Source organism: Microbacterium sp. MYb45 (assembly GCF_002979655.1).
GTDB lineage: Bacteria > Actinomycetota > Actinomycetes > Actinomycetales > Microbacteriaceae > Microbacterium.
This window is the reverse complement of sequence record NZ_PCPG01000001.1, coordinates 766,581-781,987: the sequence shown is the minus strand read 5'-3', so window position 1 is coordinate 781,987 and position 15,407 is coordinate 766,581. Positions and strand designations below refer to the sequence as shown.

Genomic DNA, 15,407 nt, shown 5'->3' with positions numbered 1-15,407 from the left:
CTCGGGCGTGCATTCCCCTCAGACCCGGGACGGTTCGCGCTCAGCCGCGCTGGTGCCGAGGCCCTGCACCGGCTCCTCCGCTGCGGCCGTCGTGACGACCTCCACGCGGGACCGGCGCTCGGTGTGACGCGCCTCGCGGGCGGCCCGAGCCTTCGGGCGGCCGTGCGTGTAGTAGATCGGCAGGCCGACGAAGAGTAGCCCTCCGACGAGGTTCCCCACGACCGTCGGCAGCTCGTTCCAGACGAGGTAATCCCAGACGGTGAAGTCGGCGCCCATCAGGAGCCCGGAGGGGAACAGGAACATGTTCACGATCGAGTGCTCGAAGCCCATGTAGAAGAACAGCATGATCGGCAGCCACATCGCGACGATCTTGCCGATCGTGCTGTCCGACACCATCGCGAGCACCACGCCGGTGGAGACCATCCAGTTGCACAGCACGCCGCGGATGAAGAGCGTCAGCATGCCTGCGGCGCCGTGATCCGCGTATCCGACCGTGCGCCCGTGGCCGATCTCGCTGATGGCCTCGCCCACGGCACTGGGCGCGGTCGAGAACCCGTAGGTGAAGTACACGGCCATCATGATCGCGACCAGGAAGGCACCGCCGAAGTTGCCGAGGAAGACGAGCCCCCAGTTGCGCATCAGTGCGCCGAACGTGGCACCGGGGCGGCGGTCGAGCACAGCGAGCGGTCCGAGGGTGAACACGCCGGTGAGCAGGTCGTAACCGAGCAGATACAGCATCACGAACCCGACCGGGAACAGGACGGCGCCCAGCAACGGCTGACCGGTCTGTGTCGAGACCGTGACCGCGAAGGCAGCCGCGATCGTGAGGAGTGCGGCGCCCATGAAGGCGCGGATCAGGGTGTCGCGGGTGGACAGTTGCAGCTTGTAGGCGCCGGCATCCACCATGCGTGTGGCGAGCTCGGCGGGCTTGATGTAGGACACAGGACCTCCACGGGGACGGGAGCACGGATGCTCGACTGACTCGAGCATGCGGGAGCCTCGTTTCCGCGGGCCGCACCGGACGTTACGTCTGTGGTGCGAATCTCTCACTTCCCCTTCAGCGAGGTGTGAGATGCGCGGTCGTTATCCATCCGTGATGCGATCGTTCGCGGCGTGAAACACCTCGCGTGACATCCGGGAAACACAGTCCGCATAGCGTCAGCGCTACGGCACGATCGCCGCCGACAGGAGCTGTACCGATGAATCATCCGCTCGCCACCGAGATCGTCGTCGTCGGTGCGGGGATGGCCGCGCAGCGCTTCGTCGAACAGCTCATGCAGCGGGCGGGCGACGACGTGCGGGTCACGGTGATCGGCGATGAGGGCCGCCGACCGTACGACCGCACCCGCCTTCGAGAGCTGTTCCTCGGCGGGTCGGCCGACGATCTCCCGTTGCCCTTCGACGCGTTCGAGGATGACCGCGTCGAGTTGGTCGTCGACGATCGCGTGCTGCACATCGACCGGCGGGCGAAGACCGTGCGCACCCGTTCCCGTCGCCTGCATCGCTACGACACGCTGGTGCTCGCGACCGGGGCCTCGGCCGGTCGGGTGGCGGTCGAGGGTGCGGGACTACCCGGTTGCTTCTCGTATCGCACCGTCGAGGATGCCGAGGCGCTCCGTGCGTTCGTGGGCGCACGCGCGTCGGAGCTCGAACGTGATCTGCGCGGGGTGGTCGTCGGCGGAGGCCCCATCGGGCTCGAGGCTGCCGGGGCCTTGCAGGCGATCGGGGTCGATGCCACGGTGGTGCAGTACGCGGATCGGCTGATGGAGGCGCAGCTCGACGGCACCGCGGGAAGCATCGTGAAGCGCCATCTGCAGGCGCGGGGGATCGCGGTGCGCACCGGGACGCGCGTGACACGGCTCGACCCGGACGAATCCGGCGTCGTCACGGCGATCGAGTTCCAGGACGGCTCCTTCCAGCGTGTGGACGTCGTCGTGTTCACGGTCGGGCTGCGCGCGCGCGACGAGCTCGCACGCAATGCCGGGATCGCGGTTCATCCCTACGGAGGCATCGTCATCGACGACGCCTGCCGGACGTCGGATCCGGCGGTGCTGGCAATCGGAGAGGTCGCCAGCCTCGACGGGCGCCGCTTCGGTCTGGTCGCTCCGGCCCGCGAGATGGCCGATGTGGCGGTGCGGCGCATCCTCGGCCACGAAGCGAGGTTCGCCGGGTTCGATGAATCCGCTGCCATCACCCTGGCGGGTGTCGATGTGGCGAGCTTCGGGGACGCGCTCGCACGGACGCCGGACGCGGTCGACGTGCTCTACGCGGATCCCGTCGCCGGGGTGTACCGGAAACTGGTGCTGGCAGGTGATGCGCACACGCTGCTCGGGGGGATCCTGGTCGGCGACGCTTCGGCGTACCCGGCTCTGCACACCCTCGTCGGCGCCCGGCTCGAAGCGGACCCGTCGTCCTACGTGCTGCCGAGCCGCGGTTAGCGAGAGCGGTCGGCCCGGGGAGCTACTCGGCGGGGCTCTCGGAGGGGAGCGGTGCCGGGCTCTCCGTGGGCGCGTCGGTGGGAGCCGTCGTCGGCTCGACGGTCGGCGTCGGAGCCGGCTCGGGTGCGGTCACCTGCGCGTGCACGACCTGACTGCCGATCGCGGCGACGACGATGAGGCCGCCGACGATCGCGGCGATCGTGTTGTCCCGGACGCGGCGCCGGATCTGCCCCTCGTGCCATTGGGTACGCGCGGTGTGCAGTCGTGCGCGCTCTGCCGCGGTGCGTGACTGTGCGTTCTTGGAACCGCGTGCGGCCATGCCCTGGATCTCCCGTTCCGACGCCGGTACGCAGCGTCGCCTGAGAGCCTACCGGGAGCTGCCCGATCGCCCGAAGTGTCGGGGGCCGCCGGTAGCCTGGAGGGATGACGTCCCCTGCCGCGCTGCTCTCCGGGCAGACGCCTCTCGCCGTGCGCATGCGCCCGATCTCGCTCGACGAGGTCGCGGGGCAGCGGCACCTGTTGCGTGCAGGGTCTCCCATCGTCGCCCTCGCCGATCCGGAGGCGACTTCGCCCGGAGCGGTCTCGATCATCCTCTGGGGGCCGCCGGGCACCGGAAAGACCACGCTTGCGCAGGCGATCGCGCGCTCGTCCGGGCGCCGCTTCGTCGAGCTGTCCGCCATCACCGCCGGCGTCAAAGACGTGCGCGAGGTGATGCAGGAGGCGATCACGCAGCGCGACCTCTACGGTCAGACCACGATCCTCTTCCTCGATGAGATCCACCGGTTCACGAAGGCGCAGCAGGACGCTCTGCTGCCCGGCGTCGAGAACGGGTGGGTGATCCTGATCGCCGCGACCACCGAGAACCCCTCGTTCTCGGTGATCTCTCCGCTGCTGTCCCGTTCCCTGCTGCTCACGCTCCAGCCGCTCACCGACGATGACATCGGTGTACTCGTGGATCGTGCCGTCGTCGACGCACGGGGGCTGAACGGGGCCGTGGCGCTGAGCGCCGAAGCTCGCGCCGCACTGATCCGGCTCGCCTCGGGGGACGCCAGGCGCGCGCTGACGGGTCTCGAGGCCGGTGCTGCGGTCGCCCTCTCGCACGCATCCTCCGCGGAGGCTGGCTCCGACGAAGGCGAGGACAGCGGATCGGCCGAGGCGGACGCCGCTGCGGCAGTACCGGAGGTCTCCGCCGACGACGTCGCCCAGGCCGTCGACAAGGCGCTTCTGCGCTACGACCGGCAGGGCGACGAGCACTACGACGTCATCAGTGCGTTCATCAAGTCGATCAGAGGGTCCGACCCCGATGCGGCGCTGCACTACCTCGCGCGCATGATCGAGGCGGGGGAGGACCCGCGGTTCATCGCCCGGCGCCTGGTGATCTCCGCGTCGGAAGACGTCGGTCTGGCCGACCCTCAGGGTCTCGTCATCGCGGTCGCCGCTGCCGACGCGGTCGCGTTCATCGGCATGCCGGAGGGACGCATCCCGCTTGCCGAGGCGACCGTGTACCTCGCCACCACCGCGAAATCCAACGCCGCCTATGTGGGAATCGATGCCGCGATCGCCGACATCCGCTCCGGAGGTTTCGGACGTGTGCCGCTGCACCTGCGCGACGCGCACTATCCGGGCGCCAAGCGCCTCGGGCACGGGCGCGGTTACGTCTACTCGCACGACAGCGAGTACGGCGTGGTGGCGCAGCAGTATCTGCCCGACGAGCTCGACGGTAAGCACTACTACGAGCCGAAGAACCTGGGTGCCGAGCGCGACATCGGTTCGCGACTGGAGCGCATCCGCCGCATCCTCGGCGACCGGTGACCCGCGCGATCAGGCGCGGAGCCGCGATCTGTTAGACTTGAGCGGCTCGAAACCGTGTTTTCGGGCATCTCCTCGTTCACACCACACCTTGCTGGCGCCCCGGCGTGCGCTCCAAGGCAGAACGCGGACGATACGTCCGTGAGTCGTGAAAGTCGCGACCACGTCATCGGAAGGACAGCTTCGTGACTACGAAGTCCCAGGACCGCCGCAAGGTGCGTCTGAGCCGTGCCCTCGGCATCCCGCTCACCCCGAAGGCCGCCCGCTACCTCGAGAAGCGTCCCTACGCTCCGGGTGAGCACGGCCGCACCAAGCGCAAGGCAGACAGCGACTACGCCGTCCGTCTGCGTGAGAAGCAGCGTCTGCGCGAGCAGTACGGCATCCGCGAGAAGCAGATGCGCAACACGTTCAACGAGGCTCGTCGCCACGACGGTCTGACCGGTGAGAACCTGGTCGAGCTCCTCGAGATGCGTCTCGACGCTCTCGTGGTGCGTTCGGGCTTCGCCCGCACCACCGCACAGGCTCGCCAGCTTGTCGTGCACCGTCACATCCTCGTCGACGGCCAGCTCGTCGACCGCCCGTCGTTCCGCGTGAAGCCGGGTCAGCTCATCCACGTCAAGCCCAAGAGCGAGGGCACCGAGCCCTTCCAGGTGGCAGCAGCCGGCGGTCACGCCGAGGTTCTGCCGCCCGTTCCCGGCTACCTCGAGGTCGAGCTCGACAAGCTCCAGTCGCGTCTGGTTCGTCGTCCGAAGCGCGCCGAGGTCCCCGTGACCTGTGAAGTGCAGCTCGTCGTCGAGTACTACGCAGCACGCTGAGCATCGCTCACGCTGTTCTCTGAGAGCAGCAGCGCAAGAGGCGTCGGGGTGACCCGACGCCTCTTGTCGTTTCGGCATACGATGGTGACACCGCGCCTTCGCGGATCAAGGGCAAGGATGACGACATGAAGAACGTGCAATGGTTCCTGGTCGGTGTGATCGGCGGCTTCGTCGCGGCTCACTTCATGAACAAGGACCCGCGCGGTCACGACATCCTCGCCGAGGTCGACGCCAGGATCAACGGATTTACCGCTCTCATCGGCGACGCCTACCGCGAGCAGGAGGCACGGCTCACGGAGCCGGGCGACAACTGAACCACCGCAGCAGCGCCACGGCGCGGCATCTTCACGCAAGGACACCCGGCACTCTATGAAAACTGCGGAGATCGCGCAGCGTTACCTCGACTTCTTCGAGAAGAACGACCACCTCATCGTCCCCTCAGCCTCCCTCGTCAGCGACGATCCGTCGCTGCTGTTCACGGTGGCCGGGATGGTGCCGATGATCCCGTACCTCACGGGCGTCGTCCCCGCCCCGCATCCGCGCATCGCCGATGTGCAGAAGTGCATCCGCACGAACGACATCGAAGAGGTCGGTCGCACCGCGCGTCACGGCACGTTCTTCCAGATGCTCGGCAACTGGTCGTTCGGCGACTACTTCAAAGAAGGCGCGATCCGCTACGCCTGGGAGCTGCTGACGAGCTCCGAGTCCGACGGCGGTCTCGGTTTCGATGAGAAGGACCTCTGGGTCACCGTCTACGAGACCGACGACGAGGCCGAGGCGATCTGGCGCGACATCATCGGGCTGAAGCCCGAGCGTATCCAGCGTCTCGGACGCGCGGACAACTACTGGAACACCGGACAGCCCGGCCCCGGTGGCCCCGACTCCGAGATCTTCTTCGATCGCGGTCCGGCCTACGGCAAGGACGGCGGCCCGGCCGTCGACGACTCGCGGTTCCTGGAGATCTGGAACCTCGTGTTCATGCAGGACCTCCTCGAGAACATCCGCAGCAAGACGGAGTTCGACATCATCGGCGAACTGCCGATGAAGAACATCGACACGGGCATGGGCCTCGAGCGCGTCGCGTTCCTCAAGCAGGGCGTCGAGAACATGTACGAGTCCGACCAGGTGCGTCCGGTGCTGGACCGCGCCGTCGAGCTCTCCGGGCGCCCCTACGGCGTGCAGCACGAGGACGACGTGCGCTTCCGCGTCGTCGCCGACCACGTGCGCTCCTCTCTCATGCTCCTCTCCGACGGGGTTCGTCCCTCCAACGAGGGACGCGGGTACATCCTCCGCCGCCTCATGCGCCGCACCGTTCGCTCCATGCGTCTACTCGGCGTCGACGAGCCGGTGTTCCCCGAGCTGTTCGCCGCATCGCGCGACGTGATGAAGACCACATACCCGGAGCTCGAGAAGGACTGGTCTGTGCTCTCGGCGTCGGCCTTCGCGGAGGAGGAGACCTTCCGTCGCACGCTCGTCGCCGGTTCGACGATCCTCGACCTCGCTCTGGACGAGACCAAGAAGGGCGGCGGCAAGACCCTCAGTGGTCCCGAGGCCTTCCTGCTGCACGACACCTACGGCTTCCCGATCGATCTCACCCTCGAGGTTGCCGAAGAGGCCGGGCTCGAGGTCGACCGCACCGCGTTCGACACGCTCATGCAGGAGCAGCGCCAGCGCGCCAAGGACGACGCTCGCAATCGCAAGCGTCAGCTCGCCGACGTCTCGGTGTACCGCGACCTGCGCGCCCTGGGCGAGACCGGCTTCGACGGATACACGGCGCTCGAGGTCGAGTCGCGTGTCATCGGGCTGCTCGTCGACGGGGTTCCGGTGCGCAGCGCCGCCGAGGGGCAGATCGCCGAGGTCGTGCTCAGCGAGACCACGCTGTATGCGGAGTCGGGCGGTCAGGTCGCCGACAAGGGCACGATCATCGGACCGGGCTACGAGCTCGAGGTCCTCGATGTGCAGAAGCCCGTTCCCGGTCTCATCAGCCACACCGTCGAGGTCGCCCGCGGAAGCGTCGCGGTCGACGACGTCGCCACGACAGTCGTGGACGCCGCCAACCGTCGCGCGGCACGCCAGGCGCACTCGGCGACGCACCTCGTGCATGCCGCTCTCCGGGACACGCTCGGACCGACCGCCACGCAGGCGGGGTCGTTGAACCGCGCGGGTTACATGCGATTCGACTTCTCGTGGTCGCAGGCGCTCTCCGCGGACACGCGCAGCGAGATCGAGGAGATCACCAACCGCGCCGTGCAGGACGCCCTCGAGGTGACAACGCGAATCGTCTCCCTCGACGAGGCGAAGGAAGCCGGCGCCATGGCGCTGTTCGGCGAGAAGTACGGCGACGTCGTGCGCATGGTCGACATCGGCGGGCCCTGGTCGCGTGAGCTGTGCGCCGGTACCCACGTGGGCACGAGTGCCGAGATCGGTCTGGTCAGCCTCGTCGGAGAGTCGTCCGTCGGCGCATCCAACCGCCGTATCGAGGCCCTCGTCGGCGCCGATGCCTTCCGCGAGCTCGCAGCCGAGCGGGCGATCGTCTCGCAGCTCACCAGCTCGCTGAAGACGCCCCGTGAGCAGTTGCCCGAGCGGATCGCCGATCTCACGGCGAGCCTGAAGGCCGCGGAGAAGCGCATCGCGCAGTTCGAGTCCAAAGAGCGCGCGGGGCAGATCCCGGCGATCGTGGAGGCCGCGAAGCGTGTCGGTGCCTTCCGACTGGCAGCACTCAACCTCGGCGATGTGGCATCTGCCGATGATGTGCGCGACCTCGTCAACGGCGTGCGCGATCGGCTCGGCTCCGATGCGGCGGTCGTCGCCCTGGGGGCGGTCGTCAACGCCCGCCCGGTCGTGGTCGTGGCGACGAACGATGCTGCTCGATCCGCCGGCGCGAAGGCGGGTGCGCTCGCGAAGCGCGCCGCCGGTGTACTCGGCGGCGGTGGCGGAGGACGCGATGATGTCGCGCAGGGCGGCGGCGCGGACGCCGAGGCTCTTCCCACGGCTCTCGAGGCCATCTCGCAGGAGCTGCACGGCGCGTGAGCGGCTTCCGCCGCGGTGTGCGGCTCGGCATCGACGTGGGTCGGGCGAGGGTCGGTGTCGCCCGCTGCGACCCGGACGGCATGCTCGCCGTGCCGGTCGAGACGGTCCCGCGGGACGAGGCGTCGATCGATCGCCTCGTCCAGCTCGCGGGGGAGTACGAGCCTCTGGAGTTCGTGGTCGGACTGCCGGTGAACATGCGGGGCGCCGATACGCCGTCGACAACGGACGCACGGGAGTTCGCGGCGGCTCTCCAGCTGCGCAGTGGCATCGTCGTGCGGCTCATCGACGAGCGTCTGAGCACCGTTTCCGCGCACGCCGCCCTGCGCAGTTCCGGGAGATCTCAGAAGAAGTCTCGTAGCATTGTGGATCAGGTCGCCGCCGTGGTGCTTCTGCAGCAGGCGATCGATATGGAGAAGAGCACCGGAAACCCGGCCGGTGCGGCCATCTCGCCTGACGAGGAGCACGCCTGACGATGTCCGAACGCGACAACGAAACGCCGCGGCATGACGCAGACTCCCGCCTGGGGGAGCTGTTCGAGAACCTTCCGGAGCCGACCACGCAGATTCCGACGGTCGACAACAGTGCGCCCGCTCCGGGTTCGCGTCGTGCGGCTCGTGAAGCCGCCTCGGGGGATGCCACGGCGCCCACGAACGGCGCATCGGGTGACCATCTGCAGCCATCGCCCGTGCCGGTCCGTGCGTCCGCCGACGAGGCGGCCGCGGCGAACCGCGAGTCCCCGTCGCCGACCCCTGTGCGCGACTCGGCCGACTCCGTGGACGCGGGCGATACGCCGACGCGAGCCGTTCCCGTGACCCGGCCGCCGGCAGCATCCGCGGCGCCGGCCGCGGCGCCGGAGCCCGTGATCGGCGGCGGGCTCGACGATCTCTTCGCCCCGCACGACGATCACGTCGACGCCACGCCGAAGAAGAAGCGTCGCAAGGGATGCCTGATCGCGCTGATCATCGTCCTCGCAATCGTCGGCGGGCTCGCGGGAGCCGGCGTCTGGGTGGCGAACACCTACGGTGACAGGATCAGCGAGGCCATGGGCTGGGGGCCGTCGAAGGACTGGGAACCAGGGCAGGCGACCGGCGAAGCACTGGTCACGATCAAGGAAGGTGACACCGGCGGGCCGGTCTCGATCGCTCTCTACGAAGCGGGCGTCACGAAGACCGAGGATGTGTTCTACGACTACTTGGTCGATGAGGGCATCAACCCGACGTTCTACCCCGGTGTGTACCGCCTGCAGCAGAAGATGACGGCCGAGGCTGCTCTCGCCGCTCTCGAGGATGAGGCCAACAAGCTCGAGAACACGGTGTCGGTCGGCGAGGGCGCGACGATCGTCTCGTCGCTGCCCGGCATGGCCGAGACTCTCGGCCTCCCGCTCGCCGACTTCGAGGCGGCCGTCAAGGACCCGTCGCAGTACGGCGTCGACGCGCGTAGCCTCGAAGGCTGGCTGTTCCCGGCCGTGTACACCTTCGACCCTGAGGTCACCCCGACGCAGGTCATCCAGCGGATGGTCGACCGCACCCGCCAAGCGCTCGATGAGGCAGGAGTGCCGCCCGAAGACGCGCAGCGCGTGCTGACGATCGCCTCGATCATCCAGCGTGAAGGCCGACTGGACGACTTCGCGAAGGTGTCGCGAGTCATCCAGAACCGTCTGGATATCGACATGCTGCTGCAGATGGACTCGACAGCCCAGTACGGTTATGGATCGCTGCACGAGGGTGTCGTCTCGAGCTCCAAGGAGGCGCTCGAGAGCGACAACGAGTGGAACACCTATAAGCGCCAAGGACTCCCCGCGACCCCGATCTCGAGCGCGAGCGACGCTGCCATCGATGCCGCCATGCATCCGGCGGACGGTCCCTGGCTGTACTTCGTCACGATCAACCTCGAAACCGGGGAGACGCAGTTCTCCGAGACCATGTCCGAGCACGAACAGGGGATCGAGAAGTGGCGCGCGTGGTGCCGGGAAAACCCCGACGCGGGCTGCTGAGACGGTGACAGGTACCCGTCTGGCGGTCTGGGGCGACCCGATCGCGCACTCCAAGTCACCGGACCTGCACGCCGCGGCCTACCGCGTGCTGGGCATGGACTGGGAGTACGGGCGCCGTCAGGTCACCGCCGACGGATTCGCGGGGGCGCTCCGAGGACTCGACGACTCCTGGCGCGGTCTCTCGCTGACCATGCCGTTGAAGGAGGAGGCGTTTCGCGCCGCTGAGACGAGGGACGCCCACGCCGAGCTCACCGGCGCCGTCAACACTCTGCTGCTCGGGGACGCACCCGCGGGTTTCAACACCGACGTCGGAGGGATCGTCGACGCACTGGCCGAGGCCGGGGTGACCGAGGCGGGAACGGTCCGCATCCTCGGGGCCGGCGCCACGGCTGCCTCCGCGCTCGTGGCGGCGTCGGAGCTGGGTGCGACCCGGGTGGTCGTGCATGCCCGACGACCCGAACGAGCGGCGGGGCTGGTGGCGCTCGGAGCGCGCATCGACGTCGTGGTGGAGGCGCAGCCGCTCGATGGGCCGACCGCGTCCGCCGACCTCACGATCGCCACGCTGCCGAGTGGGACCGCACTCCCCGTCGACACCTCGACGGCCTTGGCAGCGAGCGGGGGAGCGCTCTTCGACGCCGCGTACGCGCCGTGGCCCTCGGCTCTCGCGGCGCATTGGGGGGATGGCACGGTGATCTCCGGACTCGGCATGCTGCTGCACCAGGCCGTGCGTCAGATCCGCATCTTCCATCACGGTGACCCCCGCATCGAGCTACCGGATGAGGACTCGGTCGTTGCCGCCATGCGCGCCGCGCTCTGACCCGACTCGCAGGACGAAACGCGGCGCAGCGGGGGTCCGAACCCGTGGGAGACTGGAGCAATGCTCCGCGTGCTCACGGCCGGCGAATCCCACGGCCCAGAACTCATCGCCGTCATGGAGGGTCTGCCCTCCGGCGTCCCTGTCTCCTCCGAGGCCATCCAGGCCGATCTCGCCCGTCGAAAGCTGGGCTACGGCCGCGGCTCGCGCATGAAGTTCGAGCAGGATGAGCTGACCCTCTCGGGCGGCGTCCGCCACGGAAAGAGCCTGGGCAGCCCGATCGCCCTGCGCATCGGCAACACCGAGTGGCCGAAGTGGATCGAGGTCATGAACCCCGAACCCGTCGAGCTCACCGACAAGTCCCGTGGGCGCAGCGCTCCGCTCACGCGGCCACGCCCGGGGCACGCCGACCTCGTCGGCATGCAGAAGTACGACTTCGACGAGGCGCGTCCGATCCTCGAGCGTGCGAGCGCGCGCGAGACGGCGGCACGCGTCGCTCTCGGCGCCATCGCCCGTTCGTTCCTCGGCGAGCTCGGCATCCGTCTGGTCAGCCACACGCTCTCGATCGGTCCGGTGCAGGTTCCTCCGGGCTCTGCTCTTCCGACGCCGGACGACGTGGACGCCTTGGACGCCGATCCGCTCCGCTGCTTCGACGCCGCGACGTCGGCACTCATGGTCGCCGAGGTCGATGACGCGAAGAAGGACGGCGACACGCTCGGAGGCATCGTCGAGGTGCTGGCGTACGGCCTGCCGCCGGGGCTCGGCTCGCATGTGCACTGGGACCGGCGTCTGGACGCCCGCCTCGCCCAGGCACTGATGAGCATCCAGGCGATCAAGGGCGTCGAGGTGGGCGACGGATTCGAGACCACGCGCCGTCGTGGCTCGGCGGCGCACGACGAGCTGTTCGCGACCGCTGACGGCATCACCCGCGGCTCCGACCGCGCCGGCGGCACCGAGGGCGGCATGTCCACGGGCACCGTGCTGCGCGTGCGTGCCGGTATGAAGCCGATCGCCACGGTGCCGCACGCGCTGCGCACCATCGACATCGCGACCGGCGACGACGCGACCGCCCATCACCAGCGCTCCGACGTGTGCGCGGTTCCCGCGGCGGGTGTGGTCGCCGAGGCCATGGTCGCGGTCGAGCTGGCGAACGCCGTGCTGGAGAAGTTCGGCGGCGACAGCATCCGTGAGACGCGGCGCAACCTCGACGGGTACCTCGACGGCATCCCCGCGGAGCTGCGCACGACACCCGCGTCCGAGGCGGCGCTCATCGCGCATGACGAGCGAGGCTGACCCGCTGACGCTGGTGCTGGTCGGCCCGATGGCCGCCGGCAAGACCAGCGTCGGTCGACGCGTCGCGCGTCGACTGGGAGTCGCTTTCGTCGACACCGACAAGCGCATCGTCGCGACGCACGGCCCGATCCCCGCCATCTTCGCCGAGCACGGCGAGGCGCACTTCCGCGACCTCGAGCGGGCAGCGGTGGCGGAGGCGCTCTCCGAGGGCGGCGTGATCTCCCTCGGAGGTGGCGCGGTGACGCAGGCCGACACGCGCGATCTGCTCAAGGATCAACCGGTCGTCTTCCTGACGGTGAGCGTCGATGCGGTGGCCGACCGCCTGCGCGGCAGCAATCGTCCGCTGCTGGCGGGCGAGGAGGATCCGGTCGAGCGCTGGAAGAAGATCTTCGAGGAACGCCGGAGGTGGTACGCCGAGGTCGCCTCGACGACCTTCGACACCTCACGTCGTCCGATGCAGAGGATCGTGGACGACATCGTGACATGGAGGAGAGAGCAGCGATGAGCACGACGACCATCAGCGTCACCGGGAACGATGCCTACGACATCACGATCGGGCGGGCGATCCTGGAGCAGGTCTCGGCGGCCCTCGCGCCGGGTGTGCGCAAGATCCTGGTCGTGCACCCGCCGACGCTCGCGGCACGCGCGGCCGAGCTGCGCGACCGTCTGCTCGCCGACACCGCTGAGGGGCCGCGCGAAGTGCTTCTCGCCGAGATCCCGGACGCGGAGCAGGGCAAGCGCATCGAAGTGGCCGCATTCTGCTGGCAGGTGATGGGGCAGGCCGACTTCACCCGCAGCGACGCCGTCGTCGGCTACGGCGGGGGTGCGGTGACCGATCTCGCCGGTTTCGTCGCGGCGACTTGGCTGCGCGGTGTGCAGCTGGTCCAGGTGCCCACCACCGTGCTCGGACTGGTCGACGCCGCGGTCGGCGGAAAGACGGGCGTCAACACCGCCGAGGGCAAGAACCTCGTCGGCGCGTTCTGGGCACCCAGCGCCGTGATCGGCGACCTCGACGAGCTCGCCAGTCTCAGCCCGAACGAGGCGACGGCAGGGTTCGCCGAGGTGGTCAAGGCCGGGTTCATCTGGGCACCGGAGATCCTCGACATCATCGAGGCTGATCCCGTCCGCGCGGTGGATACGACCACCGACGAATTCCGTCGTGCGATCGAGCTGGCTATCGGCATGAAGGCGGAGGTGGTCTCCGACGACTTCCGCGAGGCGGGTCTCCGCGAGATCCTGAACTACGGACACACCCTCGGGCACGCGATCGAGCACGCCGAGCGGTACCGCTGGCGGCATGGTGCGGCGATCTCGGTGGGGATGCTGTACGCCGCGGAGCTCTCTCGCCTCGCGGGCCGGCTCTCCGACGCCGCGGCCGAACGCCACCGCACCGTCCTCGAGTCTCTGGGGCTTCCCACGTCGTACCGCGCCGGAGCGTGGCCGCAACTGCTCGCCACGATGCAGCGCGACAAGAAGAGCCGCGGCGGGATGCTCCGTTTCATCCTGCTCGATGACATCGCCAAGCCCACCGTGCTGCAGGCCCCGGACGAGTCGCTGATGTTCGCCGCCTACCAGGAGGTGGGCGCGTGAGCCGCCGTATCCTCCTGGTCAACGGCCCGAACCTGAACCTGCTGGGCACGCGCGAACCCGAGGTCTACGGCACGGCGACGCTCGCTGATGTGGAGCGGATCACCGCCGCCGCCGCCGCCGAGTTCGACTTCGAGGTGCGCGCGGTGCAGAGCAACCACGAGGGCGTCCTGATCGACGCGATCCATGCTGCCCGCGAGGACTGCACAGCCATCGTCATCAACCCCGGGGGGCTCACGCACACCTCCGTGGTGCTGCGGGACGCGCTGACGGGTGTGTCGCTGCCGTTCGCCGAGGTACACATCTCCGATGTGTACGCGCGCGAGGAGTTCCGCCACCACTCCTACCTGCATGATGTCGCCGTGGTCCGCATCGTCGGACGCGGCGTCGACGGATATGCCGACGCCGTGCGCGAACTGGTCACGCACCTCTGATCGAAACGAGTCGCCGTCCATGGCGATGGCCATCAGCTGAGCGCCGAAACGGATGACGTCCACGGGGCGTGCGAGGCGGTGCTGCGGGCCTACGTTCTCGTGGGAGGGGCTGATCCACGGCATGGGCCGTGCGGGGGTCCGGCCGCTCATCCCTTAGACTCGACTGTCGGCCTCGTCCGAAACCGCAGACACACGAACGGAACTCGCAGCGCATGGCATCTACCGCAGACATCAAGAACGGCGTCGTCCTCAGCATCGACGGGCAGCTCTGGAGCGTCATCGAGTTCCAGCACGTCAAGCCCGGCAAGGGTGGCGCGTTCGTGCGCACGAAGCTGAAGAACGTCGTCTCCGGCAAGGTCGTCGACCGCACGTACAACGCGGGCGCGAAGATCGAGATCGAGAACGTCGACCGCCGCGACTACACGTACCTGTACACCGACGGCGACGGCTACGTCTTCATGGATCAGACCGACTTCGACCAGATCACGGTCGGCGCCGCCACTGTCGGCGACGCGAAGAACTTCCTTCTCGAGAACCAGGCCGTGACCATCGCCCTGAACAACGGCAACCCGCTGTACATCGACCTTCCGGCATCCGTGATCCTCGAGATCACCTACACCGAGCCAGGCCTGCAGGGCGACCGCTCGTCGGCCGGCACCAAGCCCGCGACGCTCGAGACCGGCTACGAGATCCAGGTGCCGCTGTTCGTCGAGACCGGCACCAAGGTCAAGGTCGACACCCGCACGGGTGACTACCTCGGCCGCGAGAAGTAAGGCGTGAGCGCCCGGACGAAGGCGCGCAAGCGCGCTCTCGACATCCTGTTCTCCGCCGATGTGCGCGGGGATGACATCGCCGTGACGTTGGCGGCCGAGGCGAAGCGTGCGGCCAGCGAGCCGGCACGTGAGGCCTCCTGGCTCTACGCCCGCGAGATCGTCGACGGCATCATCGACCAGCGCGACGAGATCGATGAGCAGATCACGACGCACAGCCGCGACTGGAAGCTCGAGCGGATGCCCGCGGTCGACCGCGCGCTGCTCCGCATCGCGGTGTGGGAGATCCTCTACAACGACGAGGTTCCGACGGCCGTGGCGATCGACGAGGCCGTGGAGCTCGCGAAGGAGTTCTCGACCGACGACTCCGGCGCGTTCGTGCACGGCGTCCTCGCGCGGGCAGCCCGCTCCGCCTGATCGTCCG

At 68.7% G+C, this 15,407-nt stretch carries 16 protein-coding genes; 14 read left to right on the top strand and 2 right to left on the bottom strand.

Annotation, left to right across the window (positions count from 1 at the left end; genetic code table 11):
* Positions 1–18: 18 nt before the first annotated feature.
* Positions 19–942 (bottom strand): formate/nitrite transporter family protein, encoded by a 924-nt coding sequence (locus tag CQ034_RS03720; protein ID WP_258134024.1) that lies wholly within the window; start codon positions 940–942, stop codon positions 19–21.
* Positions 943–1,199: 257 nt separating this feature from the next.
* On the opposite strand from CQ034_RS03720, the gene CQ034_RS03715 reads away from it, so the two are divergent.
* Complete coding sequence (locus tag CQ034_RS03715) at positions 1,200–2,438, top strand: NAD(P)/FAD-dependent oxidoreductase (RefSeq protein WP_258134023.1); 1,239 nt, start codon at positions 1,200–1,202, stop codon at positions 2,436–2,438.
* A gap of 22 nt (positions 2,439–2,460) precedes the next feature.
* On the opposite strand, the gene CQ034_RS03710 is transcribed toward CQ034_RS03715, so the two are convergent.
* On the bottom strand, positions 2,461–2,757 hold the full coding sequence (locus CQ034_RS03710; protein ID WP_105709966.1) for a hypothetical protein: 297 nt from the start codon (positions 2,755–2,757) through the stop codon (positions 2,461–2,463).
* A 104-nt stretch (positions 2,758–2,861) separates the two neighbouring features.
* Here CQ034_RS03710 and CQ034_RS03705 point away from each other — a divergent pair, with 104 nt between their 5' ends.
* The 13 genes from CQ034_RS03705 (at position 2,862) to nusB (ending at position 15,400) form a co-directional block, all read left to right on the top strand.
* On the top strand, positions 2,862–4,250 hold the full coding sequence (locus CQ034_RS03705) for a replication-associated recombination protein A (RefSeq protein WP_105709965.1): 1,389 nt from the start codon (positions 2,862–2,864) through the stop codon (positions 4,248–4,250).
* A gap of 182 nt (positions 4,251–4,432) precedes the next feature.
* On the top strand, positions 4,433–5,062 hold the full coding sequence (gene rpsD, locus CQ034_RS03700; RefSeq protein ID WP_029263334.1) for a 30S ribosomal protein S4: 630 nt from the start codon (positions 4,433–4,435) through the stop codon (positions 5,060–5,062).
* Positions 5,063–5,187: 125 nt separating this feature from the next.
* Positions 5,188–5,376 (top strand): hypothetical protein, encoded by a 189-nt coding sequence (locus tag CQ034_RS03695; protein WP_029263335.1) that lies wholly within the window; start codon positions 5,188–5,190, stop codon positions 5,374–5,376.
* Positions 5,377–5,431: 55 nt separating this feature from the next.
* The gene (alaS, locus tag CQ034_RS03690; protein WP_105709964.1) at positions 5,432–8,092 is read left to right on the top strand and encodes an alanine--tRNA ligase; all 2,661 of its coding nucleotides are present in this window, start codon (positions 5,432–5,434) and stop codon (positions 8,090–8,092) included.
* Positions 8,089–8,562, top strand: a complete 474-nt coding sequence (gene ruvX / locus CQ034_RS03685; protein WP_105709963.1) for a Holliday junction resolvase RuvX — start codon at positions 8,089–8,091, stop codon at positions 8,560–8,562. Before alaS ends, ruvX begins: the two co-directional genes overlap by 4 nt.
* Before the next feature lie 2 nt (positions 8,563–8,564).
* Positions 8,565–10,085 (top strand): endolytic transglycosylase MltG, encoded by a 1,521-nt coding sequence (gene mltG, locus CQ034_RS03680; protein ID WP_105709962.1) that lies wholly within the window; start codon positions 8,565–8,567, stop codon positions 10,083–10,085.
* 4 nt (positions 10,086–10,089) lie between these two features.
* Complete coding sequence (locus tag CQ034_RS03675) at positions 10,090–10,902, top strand: shikimate dehydrogenase (RefSeq protein WP_105709961.1); 813 nt, start codon at positions 10,090–10,092, stop codon at positions 10,900–10,902.
* Between the two features lie 60 nt (positions 10,903–10,962).
* A complete protein-coding gene (aroC, locus tag CQ034_RS03670) occupies positions 10,963–12,192 on the top strand; it encodes a chorismate synthase (RefSeq protein WP_105709960.1) in 1,230 nt (409 codons plus the stop codon).
* Positions 12,176–12,697 (top strand): shikimate kinase, encoded by a 522-nt coding sequence (locus tag CQ034_RS03665; protein ID WP_105709959.1) that lies wholly within the window; start codon positions 12,176–12,178, stop codon positions 12,695–12,697. The genes aroC and CQ034_RS03665 overlap by 17 nt, the downstream gene beginning before the upstream one ends.
* Positions 12,694–13,782 carry a 3-dehydroquinate synthase gene (gene aroB / locus CQ034_RS03660; RefSeq protein ID WP_105709958.1) on the top strand — a complete coding sequence of 363 codons (1,089 nt, stop codon included), beginning with the start codon at positions 12,694–12,696 and terminating at the stop codon, positions 13,780–13,782. The genes CQ034_RS03665 and aroB overlap by 4 nt, the downstream gene beginning before the upstream one ends.
* Positions 13,779–14,213, top strand: a complete 435-nt coding sequence (gene aroQ, locus CQ034_RS03655; protein ID WP_105709957.1) for a type II 3-dehydroquinate dehydratase — start codon at positions 13,779–13,781, stop codon at positions 14,211–14,213. Before aroB ends, aroQ begins: the two co-directional genes overlap by 4 nt.
* 212 nt (positions 14,214–14,425) lie before the next feature.
* Positions 14,426–14,986, top strand: coding sequence for an elongation factor P (gene efp / locus CQ034_RS03650; protein WP_029263344.1), 561 nt, complete (start codon positions 14,426–14,428; stop codon positions 14,984–14,986).
* A 3-nt stretch (positions 14,987–14,989) separates the two neighbouring features.
* Positions 14,990–15,400 (top strand): transcription antitermination factor NusB, encoded by a 411-nt coding sequence (gene nusB / locus CQ034_RS03645; protein WP_105709956.1) that lies wholly within the window; start codon positions 14,990–14,992, stop codon positions 15,398–15,400.
* The last annotated feature ends 7 nt before the right edge of the window (positions 15,401–15,407 follow it).